Origin of the sequence: Micrococcus lylae (genome assembly GCF_900163825.1) — a bacterium.
GTDB lineage: Bacteria > Actinomycetota > Actinomycetes > Actinomycetales > Micrococcaceae > Micrococcus > Micrococcus lylae.
This window is the reverse complement of record NZ_FUKP01000018.1, coordinates 1-14,707: the sequence shown is the minus strand read 5'-3', so window position 1 is coordinate 14,707 and position 14,707 is coordinate 1. Positions and strand designations below refer to the sequence as shown.

The 14,707-nt window shown below is 70.5% G+C and carries 12 protein-coding genes; 10 read left to right on the top strand and 2 right to left on the bottom strand.

Translation table 11 applies throughout. From position 1 onward, the window contains the following. The first annotated feature begins 45 nt into the window (after positions 1–45). From FM125_RS02875 to groL, 7 genes are all read left to right on the top strand, one after another. Positions 46–1,407: a class I SAM-dependent methyltransferase gene (locus FM125_RS02875; RefSeq protein WP_087133591.1), complete on the top strand. Its 1,362-nt coding sequence runs from the start codon at positions 46–48 to the stop codon at positions 1,405–1,407. 209 nt (positions 1,408–1,616) lie between these two features. Continuing rightward, positions 1,617–2,651, top strand: a complete 1,035-nt coding sequence (locus FM125_RS02870; RefSeq protein ID WP_087133590.1) for a siderophore ABC transporter substrate-binding protein — start codon at positions 1,617–1,619, stop codon at positions 2,649–2,651. Continuing rightward, complete coding sequence (locus tag FM125_RS02865; protein ID WP_082740103.1) at positions 2,648–3,736, top strand: ABC transporter permease; 1,089 nt, start codon at positions 2,648–2,650, stop codon at positions 3,734–3,736. Before FM125_RS02870 ends, FM125_RS02865 begins: the two co-directional genes overlap by 4 nt. After that, positions 3,729–4,802, top strand: coding sequence for an iron chelate uptake ABC transporter family permease subunit (locus FM125_RS02860; protein ID WP_067191678.1), 1,074 nt, complete (start codon positions 3,729–3,731; stop codon positions 4,800–4,802). Before FM125_RS02865 ends, FM125_RS02860 begins: the two co-directional genes overlap by 8 nt. After that, on the top strand, positions 4,799–5,554 hold the full coding sequence (locus tag FM125_RS02855; protein ID WP_087133589.1) for an iron ABC transporter ATP-binding protein: 756 nt from the start codon (positions 4,799–4,801) through the stop codon (positions 5,552–5,554). Before FM125_RS02860 ends, FM125_RS02855 begins: the two co-directional genes overlap by 4 nt. 294 nt (positions 5,555–5,848) lie before the next feature. Next, entirely contained in the window at positions 5,849–6,145 is a 297-nt protein-coding gene (gene groES / locus FM125_RS02850) for a co-chaperone GroES (RefSeq protein WP_067191682.1), read from the top strand. A 107-nt stretch (positions 6,146–6,252) separates the two neighbouring features. After that, positions 6,253–7,857: a chaperonin GroEL gene (groL, locus tag FM125_RS02845; protein ID WP_067191684.1), complete on the top strand. Its 1,605-nt coding sequence runs from the start codon at positions 6,253–6,255 to the stop codon at positions 7,855–7,857. A gap of 208 nt (positions 7,858–8,065) precedes the next feature. Here groL and FM125_RS02840 read toward each other — a convergent pair whose 3' ends face one another. Together FM125_RS02840 and FM125_RS02835 are read right to left on the bottom strand one after the other, a co-directional pair. After that, entirely contained in the window at positions 8,066–8,884 is an 819-nt protein-coding gene (locus FM125_RS02840) for a hypothetical protein (RefSeq protein WP_067191686.1), read from the bottom strand. A 222-nt stretch (positions 8,885–9,106) separates the two neighbouring features. After that, complete coding sequence (locus FM125_RS02835; RefSeq protein ID WP_087133588.1) at positions 9,107–10,555, bottom strand: dicarboxylate/amino acid:cation symporter; 1,449 nt, start codon at positions 10,553–10,555, stop codon at positions 9,107–9,109. Positions 10,556–10,785: 230 nt separating this feature from the next. On the opposite strand from FM125_RS02835, the gene guaB reads away from it, so the two are divergent. The 3 genes from guaB (at position 10,786) to FM125_RS02820 (ending at position 14,642) form a co-directional block, all read left to right on the top strand. Next, positions 10,786–12,330, top strand: coding sequence for an IMP dehydrogenase (guaB, locus tag FM125_RS02830; protein ID WP_067191936.1), 1,545 nt, complete (start codon positions 10,786–10,788; stop codon positions 12,328–12,330). Between the two features lie 109 nt (positions 12,331–12,439). After that, a complete protein-coding gene (locus tag FM125_RS02825) occupies positions 12,440–13,576 on the top strand; it encodes a GuaB3 family IMP dehydrogenase-related protein (RefSeq protein ID WP_067191937.1) in 1,137 nt (378 codons plus the stop codon). Positions 13,577–13,667: 91 nt separating this feature from the next. After that, positions 13,668–14,642 carry an SURF1 family protein gene (locus FM125_RS02820; protein ID WP_102212855.1) on the top strand — a complete coding sequence of 325 codons (975 nt, stop codon included), beginning with the start codon at positions 13,668–13,670 and terminating at the stop codon, positions 14,640–14,642. Positions 14,643–14,707: the final 65 nt, after the last annotated feature.

Here is a 14,707-nt window from a genome sequence, read left to right as displayed (position 1 = left end):
GGCCCGCCGTCGGTCCTTGCCGAACGGGTCCGTAGAGTGGGGTCCATGTGCGTGTCGACCTTCCGTCCCGCCGCCGCGGACTCGGTCCCGGACGCCACGGTGCTCGCCCCCGTCCTCGACCCGGAGGGGCGGGCGCTGCTGGACTCGCTGCGGGCCGAGGACGCCGCGGACCCGCTGGCGACCTCCTCCCGCCTGCGGGCGGCCGGCCACTCCGCCGAGACGGTGGCCGCCGTGCTCACTCAGCTGTCCCTGCGGGCGAAGGCCGCCGCCAAGTTGGGCTCGCAGGCCTGGGAGCTGCTGCTCACCCGTGACGGGCTCGAGCAGGCCACACGCCTGGTGGTGGCAGAGCACCATGCCTCCCGCCTGGCCGCAGCAGGGGTGCGGCATGTGGCGGACCTGGGCTGCGGCATCGGGGCGGACGCCCTCGCCTTCGCCCGCGCAGGCCTGCGCGTGACCGCTGTGGAGCGGGACGCCACGGTGGCCGCGGCCGCCGCCGCGAACCTTGCGGGCAGTCCCCGCGCCGAGGTCCTCCACGCTGACGGCATCGCCTGGGCGGCGGCCCATGCCGGGCAGGTCGATGCCCTCTGGCTCGACCCGGCCCGGCGTCAGGTCACCGGCGCCGCATCCGCGGCCCGGGTGTTCGATCCGGAGGCGTTCTCACCGACTCTGACCGACGTCTTCGCGCTCGCGGAGGCCGGTCACCGTCTGGCCGTGAAGCTCGGCCCCGGCCTGCCGCACGGAGCCGTCCCCGCCGGTGCGGAGGCGCAGTGGGTCTCCGCGGACGGCGAGGTCACCGAGGTCTGCCTCTACACCGGCTCCCTGGCGCGCCCCGGCGTCCGCCGGGCCGCCCTGGTGCTGCGCACGCGCGGCGAGCGTACCGGCGCCTCGGCGGAGATCGTCAGCGCCGTGGACCGGGACGGCTCGCCGGAGCTCGACGAGGTCGGCGAGGCGGGGCTGGCTGCCCTGCCCGGTGCCGTCCTCTACGAACCGGACGGTGCGGTCATCCGCGCCGGGCTCGTCTCCGACCTCGGTGCCCGCTGGCACGACGGCGGCCACCGCACCCGGATGCTCGACGCCCACCTCGCGTACCTCGTCGCCGACGACGCACTGCAGTCCGATCTCGCCGACGGCTACCGCATCGAGGCCGTCCACCCCCTGCAGACCAGGCACCTCAAGCGTTGGGCGCGTGAGACCGGCGTGACGCGCCTGGACGTGAAGAAGCGCGGCGTCTCCGTCACCCCGGAGCAGCTGCGCGCGGAGCTGCTCGGCGGCGGGGGTGCGAAGAAGGCGAGGAAGGGCCGGAAGGCGACGGGGCCGTCGTCGGGAAGCGCGGCGGGGCGCCACGCAACCCTTGTGCTGGCCCGGGTCGGAGAGACCAAGGTGGCTCTCGAGGTGACCCCGCTCTGACCCGCAGGCCGCACGCGGAATGCGCATCCGGCGGAGAAGGCCCAGGTCAGGTGCGCGGCGTGTGAGCTATCCCCGGGTGGTTGGGTGATTAGGCAACAGTCATGTACGCTAATCGGGCGACTAAGGCATGCCTGACCTAAGGGCCTCGCCATCACACTCACCGACCGCCGGACCTTGAATCCGGCCCGTCACGCAAAGGGAGCACTTCCATGGCCTTCTTCCGCCAGCGCCCCACCGGCGCCCTCGCCCTCTCCGCCGCCGCCCTCCTGGCGCTGTCCGCCTGCGCAGGAGGGGACACCTCCTCCACGAGCAGCGGCGCCTCCGCCTCCGCCTCGCAAGCAGAGCAGGGCACCCCCGCCGCCACCGTCACGGACATGGCCGGCGATGAGATCACGCTGCCCGAGGACCCGGAGAGCGTCATCGCCACGGACAACCGCTCCTTCCGCACCCTGGACGACTGGGGCGTCGAGCTCTCCGCCGCGCCTCGTGCGCTCATGAACGGCACGGGGGTCTCCTACGAGGAGGACGATGACGTCTACGACCTCGGCTCCCACCGTGAGCCGGACATGGAGGGCTTCGTCACCGCCGAGCCGGACCTGATCATCAACGGTCAGCGGTTCTCCGGCATGAAGGAGGACATCAAGGGCCTGGCCCCGGAGGCCGCCGTCGTGGACACCAACATCGACACCGAGGCCGAGGACTTCCGGATGGACGAGGCCCTGAAGCAGCACACCACCCTGCTCGGCGACGTCTTCGGCCACCAGGACGACGCGAAGAAGCTGATCGAGGACTTCGACGCCTCCATCGAGCGCGCCAAGGACGCCTATGACAAGGACCAGACCGTCATGGGCCTGATCGCCTCCGGCGGCAACCTCGCCTACGCGGCCCCGAGCACCGGTCGTGCGGTCGGCCCGGTGTTCGACATGCTCGGCCTGACCCCGTCCCTGGATCAGGATGGCTCGACCAACCACATGGGCGACGACATCTCGGTCGAGGCCATTGCGCAGTCGAACCCTGACTGGATCATCGTGATGGATCGCGACGCGGCCACGAGCGCCTCGAAGGAGGCGGACTACTCCACCGCGGAGGAGCTCATCAAGCAGTCCCCGGCCCTGAAGGACGTCACGGCGGTGAAGGAGGATCAGATCATCTACCTGCCGAACAACTTCTACCTCACTGAGGACATCCAGAACTACACGACCCTCATGAACGAGATCGCAGACGCGTTCGAGAGCAAGGCATGACCTCCGCTCACACGAGCACGCAGGCGCCGGGTCCGGCAGCGGACCCGGCGCTTCGCCGTGACCCCATGGCCCGCGCCGCGGACGGTGACGACCGCTTCTGCTGGGTCCCCCCGGTGCCGGTACGGCGGCCCAAGACCCGGTGGCAGCGCACCTGGCCCCTGCTGGTCGGTGGACTGATCACCCTGGCGGTGGTGGTGACGTCCCTCTTCGTGGGCGTCTACGACGTGGTCAACGCTGAGGGCGGCTGGGCGATGTTCCAGACCACCCGCGTCCCGCGCACGGTCTCCCTCGTGCTCGCCGGATCCGCGATGGCGATGGCCGGCCTGGTGATGCAGCTGATGACGCAGAACAGGTTCGTGGAGCCCACCACCACGGGCACCACCGAGTGGGCGGGCCTGGGCCTGCTGATCACGCTGATCCTGTTCCCGGGCGCCCCGCTGATGGTCCGCATGGTCGGGGCCATCGTGTTCGCGCTGGTGGGCACGCTCGTGTTCTTCCTCTTCCTGCGGCGGGTGACCCTGAAGTCCTCGCTGATCGTGCCGATCGTGGGCATCATGCTCGGCGCCGTCGTGGGGGCGGCCTCCACGTTCCTGGCCCTGGAGACGGACATGCTCCAGCAGGTGGGGCAGTGGTTCAACGGCTCCTTCACGTCCGTCGTCGGCAGCCGCTACCTGCCGATGTGGGCCACCCTCGTGGTCCTCGTGGCCGTGTTCGTGATCGCCGACCGCTTCACCGTGGCGGGCCTCGGCAAGGACATCGCCACGAACGTCGGCCTCAACTACACGGCGGTGGTCTTCACCGGCGTCACCATGGTGGCACTGGTGACCGGTGTGACCACCGTGGTCATCGGGTCCCTGCCGTTCCTCGGGCTCGTGGTGCCGAACCTGGTGTCCATGGTCCGCGGCGACGACCTGCGGTCGAACCTGCCGTGGGTGTGCATGGTCGGCGTGTGGATCGTGGGCGTCTGCGACATCCTCGCCCGTGTGGTCATCGCCCCGTTCGAGGTGCCCGTGTCCGTCATCCTGGGCATCGTCGGCGCCGGCGTTTTCGTGTTCCTGCTCGTGAGGAGGCGCCGCGGTGCCTGACGTGCTCAAGACCTCCAGCGCCGGACCGGACTCCGCGCAGGCCCCCGCCTCCACGGCGGACAGGCCGCGCCAGTCCGGGCCGTTCACCGACTCCCGCCACCGCACCCGGTACATCCTGCTGGTCGCGGTGCTCGTGCTGGTCTCGGCCGGCTCCACCCTCGGCATCCTGCTCTGGGACAACAAGGCCGCCCCGGGCACCCGGGCCTTCGAGCTGATCGTCGGCATGCGCATGGACGCGCTGGTGGTGATCGCCGTCGTCGCGTTCTGCCAGGCCTTCGCCACGGTCTCCTTCCAGACCGCCACGGGCAACCGGATCATCACGCCCTCGATCATGGGCTTCGAAGCCCTGTACACGGTCATCCAGACCGCCACCGTCTTCTTCCTGGGCGCCGCGGGCCTGACGCTCTTCGCCGGGGGAGCGCAGTTCTTCCTCCAGGCCGGCGCCATGGTCCTGTTCGCCACGGCGCTCTACACGTGGCTGCTCTCCGGCCGGCTCGGATCGATCCACATCATGCTGCTGGTGGGCGTCGTGATCGGCGGCGGCCTCGGCTCGCTGTCCTCCTTCATGCAGCGCATCATGGACCCCAACGAGTTCGACCTGCTTACCGCCCGCCTGTTCGGCAACATCGGCAACGCGGACACGGCCAACCTGAAGTACGTCATCCCGATCGTCGCGGTGACCGGCCTGGTGATCTGGCTGCGGGCCCGCCGCATGAACCTGGTGGCGCTCGGTGCAGACGTGACCAACAACCTGGGGCTGAACCACAAGCGGGAGGTCATGGTCTCGCTCTTCCTGGTGTCCGTGCTCATGTCCATGACCACCTCTCTGATCGGCCCGATGACCTTCCTCGGGTTCCTCGTGGCCACCCTGGCCTACTCGGCCACGGACACCTACGACCATCGGCTGGTGCTGCCGGTCGCGTTCCTCATCGGCTATGCGATCCTCTCCACCGCCTACTTCGTGCTGCGGCACGTCTTCTACGCCCAGGGCGCGGTGACGGTGATCATCGAGCTCGTGGGCGGACTCGTCTTCCTGTTCGTCATCATGCGGAAGGGCCGCCTGTGATCACCCTCGAGAACGTCTCCAAGACCTACGGCGCCGAGACGACCATCGGCCCGGTGTCCTTCGAGATCCCCGCCGGCGGCGTGACCGCCCTGGTCGGCCCCAACGGCGCCGGCAAGTCCACCGTGCTCACCATGATGGGCCGCCTCCAGGAGGTGGACTCCGGCACCATCACGGTGAACGGCAGGGACATCACCGGCACCTCGGCCCGGGAGCTGGCGAAGACCCTGGCGATCCTGCGTCAGGAGAACCACTTCATCACCCGCCTCACGGTCCGCCAGCTGGTGGGCTTCGGCCGCTACCCGTACTCCAGGGGCCGCATCACGGTGGAGGACGAGAAGTACATCTCCGAGGCCATCGACTTCCTCAATCTCACCGCGTATGAGAACCGCTACCTGGACCAGCTCTCCGGCGGTCAGCGCCAGCGGGCCTACGTGGCCATGGTGTTGGCGCAGGACACGGACTACGTGCTGTTGGACGAGCCGCTGAACAACCTGGACATGCAGCACTCGGTACAGATGATGAAGCAGCTGCGCCGCACCGCGGACGTCCTCGGCCGCACCGTGGTGATCGTCATGCACGACATCAACTTCGCCGCCGCCTATGCGGACCAGATCGTCGCCATGAACGACGGCCGGGTCTCCACGGTCGGCACCCCGGCCGAGATCATGCGCCCGGACGTGCTCCAGGGCATCTTCCACACCCCCTTCGAGGTCGTGGACGGCCCGGCCGGCCCGCTCGCCGTCTACTACTGAGCACTGCGTCGGCGACGACGGCCCCCCTCCCCGTCCCGTCCTCCTCGCCCCGGTGCGGGGACGGACGGAGGCGAGGGGGCGTCGTCGTGCCCCGGCGAGGGGCGCCGGCAGGCGCGCGTGCGCGCCCTCAGCGGACAGCTGGCACTCGCCTTGACCGAGTGCCAGGCGGGTTCCTAGAGTCATGGGTGTTGGCACTCGGGCCCTCCGGGTGCCAAGAATCCAGAACACCTCTGCCATCCGGCACCCGCGACGACGGTTCGGCAGTGACGAGTCGAAGAAGAAGGAGTGTGCAGCATGTCTGTCTCCATCAAGCCCCTCGAGGACCGCATCGTTGTCCGCCCGCTCGAGGCCGAGCAGACCACCGCGTCCGGCCTCGTGATCCCGGACACCGCCAAGGAGAAGCCGCAGGAGGGCCAGGTCGTGGCCGTCGGCCCGGGCCGCGTCGCCGAGAACGGCAACCGCGTGCCGGTGGACGTCGCCGAGGGCGACGTCGTCCTGTACTCCAAGTACGGCGGCACCGAGGTGAAGGTGAACGGCGAGGAGTACCTGGTGCTCTCCGCCCGCGACGTGCTGGCTGTCGTCACCAAGTGACCCGCCGCGACGGGCCCGGCGAGCGGCGCGCACCGCACCGGTGCGCGCGCCCCGGGCCCCTCGCGTCTTCGCACCCTCTGACTCCCTGAATGAAAGGAGCGTCCGTCATGGCCAAGCAGCTGGCTTTCAACGACGACGCACGCCGCGCCCTCCAGGCCGGCATCGACAAGCTCGCCGACACCGTCAAGGTCACCCTCGGCCCCAAGGGCCGCAACGTCGTCCTGGACAAGGCATGGGGCGCGCCCACCATCACCAACGACGGCGTGACCATCGCCCGTGAGGTGGAGCTGGACGACCCCTACGAGAACATGGGCGCCCAGCTCGCCAAGGAGGTCGCGACCAAGACCAACGACATCGCCGGCGACGGCACCACCACCGCCACCGTCCTGGCCCAGGCCCTCGTGAACGAGGGCATGCGCCAGGTGGCCGCCGGTGCCGCCCCGAACGAGGTCAAGAAGGGCATCGCGACCGCCGTGGCCGCCGTCGAGCGCCGCCTGCTCGAGAACGCCCGCCCGGTCGAGGGCAAGGAGGTGGCCCACGTGGCCGCCATCTCCGCCCAGAACGACGAGGTCGGCGAGCTGCTGGCCCGCGCCTTCGACACCGTCGGCACCGACGGCGTCATCACCATCGAGGAGTCCTCCACGACCTCCACCGAGCTGGACGTGACCGAGGGCATGCAGTTCGACAAGGGCTTCCTGTCCCCGTACATGGTGACCGACGCCGAGCGCCAGGAGGCCGTCCTCGAGGACGCCTACGTGCTCATCAACTCCGGCAAGATCTCCAACGTGCAGGAGCTGCTGCCCCTGCTGGAGAAGGTCCTGCAGTCCAACAAGCCGCTGTTCGTGATCGCCGAGGACGTCGAGGGCGAGGCCCTCTCCACCCTGGTGGTCAACAAGATCCGCGGCACCCTGAACGTGGTGGCCGTGAAGGCTCCGGGGTTCGGCGACCGCCGCAAGGCGATGATGCAGGACATCGCGATCCTCACCGGCGCCCAGGTGGTCTCCCCGGACCTCGGCATGAAGCTGGAGCAGGCCGACCTGGACGTGCTGGGCACCGCCCGCCGCGTCACCGTCACCAAGGACTCCACCACCATCGTGGACGGCGGCGGCGCCGCCGACGAGGTGGAGGCCCGTGTGGCCCAGATCAAGGCCGAGGCCGCCGCCACCGACTCTGACTGGGACAGGGAGAAGCTCCAGGAGCGCCTGGCCAAGCTCGCCGGCGGCGTCGGCGTGATCCGCGTGGGCGCCGCCACCGAGGTGGAGCTCAAGGAGCGCAAGCACCGCATCGAGGACGCCGTGTCCTCCACCCGTGCGGCCCTGGAGGAGGGCATCGTCGCCGGCGGCGGCACCGCCCTCATCAACGCCCTGGCCGTCCTGGACGAGGACGAGGCCGTCCAGGGGCTGACCGACGACGCGCTCGTGGGTGTGGACATCGTCCGCAAGGCCCTGAAGCAGCCGCTGCGCTGGATCGCCCAGAACGCCGGTGAGGACGGCTACGTGGTCGTCTCCAAGGTTGCGGAGATGGAGCCCAACCAGGGCTTCAACGCCAAGACCGGCGTGTACGGAGACCTGATCGCCGACGGCGTGGTCGACCCGGTGAAGGTGACCCGTTCGGCCCTGGCCAACGCCGCCTCCATCGCCGCCCTGGTGCTCACCACCGAGACCCTCGTGGCGGACAAGCCGGAGGACGACGAGGACGACCACCAGCACTGACGCCCGTCACGGCCTGCAGCAGCCGCGTCCGCTCGCGACGTCGCCCCCGTGCCATCCGTATCGATGGCGCGGGGGCGACCATCCTGCCGGGCCCGCAATACCCCGCTACTCCTGGAGCGAGGCTCGGCCGGCTCGACCACAGACGCAGACGACGAAGGGTCCCAGCAATTCCTTGCTGGGACCCTTCGTGGTGCTCAGGCTTGCCGTATCACCAGATGCCGTTGGTGGAGTTGGCGTACTGGATTCCGGAAGTGGTGTTTCCGCTCGTCCGGGAGTCGAGGGTCGCACCGGCGGCGAGCTGACCGGAGCCCTTGGGGCCGGTGTAGGACCAGACGACCGGGCTCGTCCACGTGCTGAGCTTCTCGTTGTAGTAGTCGATGCAGTCGGCCGAGACGCCCTTTTCCAGGAGCGACTCGAACGTGGGCGCACCTGAGCCGGTGCTCGGGGTCACCAGGAGCGCATCATGGATACGGCCCCGACCGGTGGCGCCGTCACCGAAGCCGATCGCGATGTCCGCCTCGTTGTCGCCCAGGCCGGCACCCGGAAGCTTGCCCGAGAAAGTCCACTGGATCTTCGCGTCTCGGCCACCGACGGGGACGGGCGAGGAGCCGCGTTCGGTCTGAGACCAGGTGCGCGAACCCCAGGAGGTGCGGACCCCGGTGATGTCACGCACGTTGGTCACGGAGAGCTCGTTCACGCGGACCACGTCGATGGCCACCTTGAGGGGGTTCGTCTTGGTGAACGTGTAGGTGCACCGGGAGAGGTTCTTGATGTTGACGTAGGCATCGGTGGCGAAGCCATCGCCAGCGTTGAGCGGCTGGTAGAAGTTGATCTCGAGCTTGAGCGGAGCTCCGTTGCACGTCAGTGCGGCGGTGGCGTCCGCGAAGGCCTGATCGATGATCGTCTTGCTCTCGGCCGTGCAGGTGGGGGAGGCGGCCATGGCGGGGGCCGCGGCGGCGACCGCGACGGCGGGCACCGACCAGGCGATGCCCTGTGCGACGGAACGACGGGAAAGGTTCTCGGTCATGGGAATCCTTCGGGAATAGCAGGGAAACCGACGGATCGGGCCATCAGGGATGTATCTTACGCTTACGCCGTCGGCCCCAATGTACCCCACTCTCGTAGCGAAAAGGTCTATGAATTCGCTATGAACACGGTTCGGTTGACGGGCGGGCCGGAAGGGCGGTGCCGGGGCCGGTCCGCGCAGGCGGCGGCGACGGCGCGCGGGCGCCGTCGCCGCCGCCGTGCCTCAGCGAGCGGAGACGGGGGAGCGAGTGTCATCGTGGCGGCGGGCGTCCACGATCTCCTCCTCGTCCTCCATGATGTCCGCGCGCTCGGCGTTGTAGCGGTCCAGGTCGAGGATGTGCTCCTGCTTGGCCACGAGTGCCGGGATGAGCGCCTGGCCGGCCACGTTGGTGGCGGTGCGGCCCATGTCCACGATCGGGTCCACGGCCAGCAGCAGGGCCATGCCCTCGAGCGGCAGCCCCGCGGTGGACAGGGTCAGCGTGAGCATCACGGTGGCGCCGGTGGTGCCCGCGGTGGCGGCCGAGCCCAGGACGGAGACCAGGACGATCAGCGCGTACTGGCCCAGCGAGAGGTCGATGCCGAAGAACTGCGCCACGAACAGGGCGGCGATCGCCGGGTAGATCGAGGCGCAGCCGTCCATCTTGGTGGTGGCGCCCAGCGGCACGGCGAAGGAGGCGTAGCCGGTGGGGACGCCGAAGTTCCGCTCGGCCACGCGCTGGGTCACCGGCAGGGTGCCGATGGAGGAGCGGGACACGAACCCGAGCTGCACCGCGGGCCACACGCCGGAGAAGTACTGGCGCACCGAGAGGCCGTGCAGCTTCGCCAGGGCCGGGTAGAGCACGAAGAGCACCAGGGCGAGGCCGAGGTAGATCGCGACCACGAACTTCACCAGCGTGCCCATGGTGGTCCAGCCGTAGGAGGCCACCGCGTTGCCGAGCAGGCCCACGGTGCCCAGCGGGGCCAGGCGGATGATCCACCACAGGACCTTCTGGATCACGGCCAGCACGGAGCGGGAGAAGGACAGGAACGGCTCGGCCTTCGCGCCGACCTTGAGGGCGGCCACGCCGACGGCGATGGAGACGACCAGCACCTGCAGCACGTTGAAGCTCGGCGAGACGGAGACGGCACCGGACTCGGCCACGGACGCGGAGGCCTCCAGGCCGAGGAAGTTCGCCGGGATCAGGCCCTTGAGGAAGTCGAGCCAGCCGACCTCGCGGGCGGTGTAGTCGGTGGGGGCCTGCTGTCCGGTGCCGACGCCCGGCTGCACCACGGCGCCGACGGCGACGCCGATCAGCACGGAGACCAGCGAGGTCAGGGCGAACCAGAGCAGGGTCTTCGCCGCCAGGCGGGCGGCGTTGGTCACCTGCGCCAGGTTGGCGATCGAGGCGACCACCGCGAAGAACACGAGCGGCACCACGGTGGCGCGCAGCAGGGAGATGTAGGACGAGCCCAGGGTGGCCAGGCCCTCGCCCAGCCACGTGGGGGTGTCCTCGGTGTGGCCGGTGGCGCGGGCGAGCAGGCCCAGGGCCAGGCCCACCACCAAGGCGATGAGGATCTGCGGGCCGAAGCGCGTGTACCACGCGGAGGGTCGGGGGCGGTCGGAGGCACGCGCGGCCGCCTGCTCGGGGGCGTCCGAGCGCGGGGGCGTGGGGGAGGCGTTCTGCGAAGTCATCGGGCGACGATAGGCCGGGTGCGGGGCAGGGAGCGGCCGGGGGGTCATCCAGGGCAACAGTCGTGATCGTGGACACCAGGCGACGTGCTCGGGCCGTCGGGCGGGCCGACGGCGGCAGGTGAGCTTCCCCACCCCACGGCCGCCCCGTGTGTGCGCGGTCGTAGACTGTCAGGCACCGGTGCTGCGCGCCGGTGCCTGATGCCGTCTCCCGCTCGAAAGGTTCTGCGCCCGTGAATGTCACGTCCTCTGGTCCGTCGCCGGATCCCGTCGCCACCGCCGCCGACCCGTTCGGGTTCTTCGGCCTCACCTACGACGACGTCCTGCTGCTGCCGAACGCCACGGACGTCATCCCGGCCGACGCCGACACCTCGACGCGCCTGACCCGGCGGATCAGCCTCAACATCCCCATCATCTCTGCGGCGATGGACACCGTGACCGAGGCGCCGCTGGCCATCGCCATGGCCCGCCAGGGCGGCATGGGCATCATCCACCGCAACCTGTCCATCGAGGACCAGGCCTCCCACGTGGACCGCGTGAAGCGCTCCGAGTCCGGCATGATCACCGACCCGGTGACCATCGGCCCGGACGCCTCTCTCGCCGAGCTGGACGAGCTGTGCGCCCGGTACCGCGTCTCCGGCCTGCCTGTGGTGGCCGAGGACCGCACCCTGCTGGGCATCATCACCAACCGGGACACCCGCTTCATCCCGCAGGAAGAGTGGCAGACCCGCACGGTCGAGACCGCCATGACCCGCATGCCGCTGGTCACGGCCCGTGAGGGCATCTCCCGCGAGGAGGTGCTCGAGCTCTTCTCGCACAACCGGGTGGAGAAGCTGCCGCTGGTGGACCGCAAGGACCGCCTCACCGGCCTGATCACCATCAAGGACTTCGACAAGGCATTGAAGTACCCGGACGCCGCGAAGGACGAGGAGGGCCGCTTGCGCGTCGGCGGCGCCGTCGGCTTCTTCGGCGACGGCTGGGAGCGGGCCATGGCGCTCGTCGAGGCGGGCGTGGACGTGCTCGTGGTGGACACCGCGAACGGCCACACCCACGGTGTGCTGGACATGATCGCCCGCCTGAAGAAGGAGAAGTCCGCCCGGCACGTGGACGTCATCGGCGGCCAGGCCGCGACCTACGCCGGGGCCAAGGCCATCGTGGACGCCGGGGCGGACGCCGTGAAGGTCGGCGTGGGCCCGGGCTCCATCTGCACCACCCGCGTGGTCGCCGGCGTCGGCGTCCCGCAGATCACCGCCATCTACGAGGCCGCCAAGGCCGCGATCCCGGCCGGCGTGCCGCTGATCGCCGACGGCGGCCTGCAGCACTCCGGGGACATCGGCAAGGCCCTCGTGGCCGGCGCCGACTCCGTGATGCTCGGCTCCCTGCTCGCCGGCACCGCAGAGTCCCCGGGCGACCTGGTCTTCTACCAGGGCAAGCAGTTCAAGGCCTACCGCGGCATGGGCTCCCTGGGCGCCATGCAGACCCGCAACGGCCAGCGCTCCTTCTCCAAGGACCGCTACTTCCAGGCCGACGTGCCGAGCGAGGACAAGCTGATCCCCGAGGGCATCGAGGGCCAGGTTCCCTACCGCGGCCCGGTGGGCGCCGTGGTCCACCAGCTGGTGGGCGGCCTGCGCCAGACCATGTTCTACACCGGCTCGGAGACCGTGCCCCAGCTCAAGGAGCAGGGCCGCTTCGTGCGCATCACCGCCGCGGGGCTGAAGGAGTCCCACCCGCACGACATCATGATGACCGTCGAGGCGCCGAACTACCGAGGCCACTGACACCGGCCGGCCGCACCGGCCGAAAGCGCCGCCGCGAGGGGTGGGACCGCACCGGTCCCGCCCCTCGTCGCATGTCTGCACCGGCGCGGCTCTCGACTACCCTGGAGGGGTGAGCAACGAGATCGAGATCGGACGTGGCAAGCGTGGCCGTCGGGCCTTCTCCCTGGACGACGTGTCGGTGGTCCCGGCGCGTCGCACGCGTGACCCCGAGGACGTGAACCTGTCCTGGCAGATCGACGCCTTCACGTTCGACATGCCGGTGATCGGCGCCCCGATGGACTCCGTGATGTCCCCGGACACGGCCATCGCCCTGGGCCGGCTCGGCGGCCTCGGCGTCCTCAACCTCGAGGGGCTGTGGACCCGTCACGAGGACCCGACCTCCCTGCTGGAGGAGATCGCCTCCCTGCCGGACGAGCCGGGCAGCCCGGAGGTCACCCGCCGCCTCCAGGAGATCTACTCCGCGCCGATCCGTGCCGAGCTGATCACCGAGCGTCTGAACCGGATCCGCGAGTCCGGCGTCGTCGTAGCCGGCTCGCTCACCCCGCAGCGCACGCAGGAGTTCTACCGCACGGTCGTCGAGGCCGGCGTCGACCTGTTCGTCATTCGCGGCACCACCGTCTCGGCCGAGCACGTCTCGACCGCCAAGGAGCCGCTGGATCTGAAGAAGTTCATCTACGAGCTCGACGTCCCGGTGATCGTCGGCGGCGCGGCCGGCTACACACCGGCGCTGCACCTGATGCGCACCGGCGCGGCCGGCGTGCTCGTCGGCTTCGGCGGCGGCGCGTCCTCCACGACCCGCCGCGCACTGGGCATCCGCGTGCCGATGGCCACCGCCGTCTCGGACATCGCCGAGGCCCGCCGCGACTACATGGACGAGTCCGGCGGCCGCTACGTACACGTGATCGCCGACGGCGGTCTGGGCACCTCCGGCGACATCGTCAAGGCGATCGCCATGGGCGCCGACGCCGTCATGCTCGGCGCCACCCTGGCCCGCGCCACGGACGCCCCGGGCGGCGGATGGCACTGGGGCGGCGAGGCAGCCCACCCGGTGCTTCCGCGCGGCCACCGCACCCGCGTCGGCCAGGCGGCTCCGCTCGAGGAGCTGCTCTGGGGCCCGGGGCGCCAGACCGACGGCACCACGAACCTCATGGGCGCCCTCAAGGCGGCCATGGCGACCTCCGGCTACACCGAGCTCAAGGATTTCCAGAAGGTCGAGGTCATCGTGAACCCGGCCGTCGGCGCCTGAGCCCCGCACCGGCCCCTGCCCGGCAGGGGCCTCCGGAGCCGCCCCTCCGGCACCCGCCACCGTCCCCGACCCCCTTTCGGAGCTGAACCGCGTGCTGCGCACCGCCCTGAAGCCGTTCTGGCTGCTGATGCTCGTGCTGACGATCGTGGTGTCCGGCGTGTTCGTCTACCTGTCCAAGTGGCAGTTCGAGAGCGCCGAGACCGCTGCGCCGCCGCCGCGCGAGCAGACGGAGAACGCGGTCCCGCTCGTGGGCCACATCAGCCCCGCCGAGCCGCTGCTGGCCTCCCAGGCGGACCAGGTGCTCGAGTTCTCCGGCACCTTCCTGCCGGACACGGACGTCGTGGTGGACAACCGCCTCCTGCGGGGAGAGGACGGCTACTGGGTGGTCTCCGCCTTCCGCCCGGACGAGGCGCCGGAGGGCGCCCCCGAGGGCATCGTCATGCCGGTCGTGCGCGGCTGGTCCGCGGACCCCACCGCGGCCGACCCCGCCCCGGAGGGCGAGGTGACCGTCACCGGCCGCCTGCTGCCGCCCGAGGGGCCGCTGCCGCGGGTGAAGGACGGGCCGGACACCGGCGGCCGCATCCTCGTGGACAGCCTCTCGGCGGCCCAGCTGACGAACTTCTGGGACGTGCCCTCCTACGCCGCGTTCGTCGCGGCCTTCGAGGTCGTGGACGCCGCCGGCGCGGACGTGGGCGTCGGCGCCGCCGAGGGCGGCCTGGAGCCGGTGTGGGTCGCGCCGCAGCCGGACGAGACCACCATCGTGTGGCTCAACGTCTTCTACGCCGTCGAGTGGATCATCTTCGCCGGCTTCGCCCTGTACCTGTGGTGGCGCTTCGTCCGTGACGACCACGCCCGCGAACTGCGCGAGGCCGAGCTCGACGCCGAGTGGGAACGGACCTGGCGCGCCGAGGAGCTCGAGCGACGCCGTTCCGAGGCGGCCCGGGCCAAGGAGGAGGCCCGCCGCGCCTACGCCGCCTACCACGGCCTCGACGCGGCGACCCCCGCAGACCAGACCCCCGCAGACCGCAGCCCCGGGGCCGGACGCCCCGACGCACCCCAGGAGTGAGCATGAGCCAGGACCACGCCGCCGCCGGCCATGAGGAACAGCCGCAGCGGGTTCCAGCGCATGAA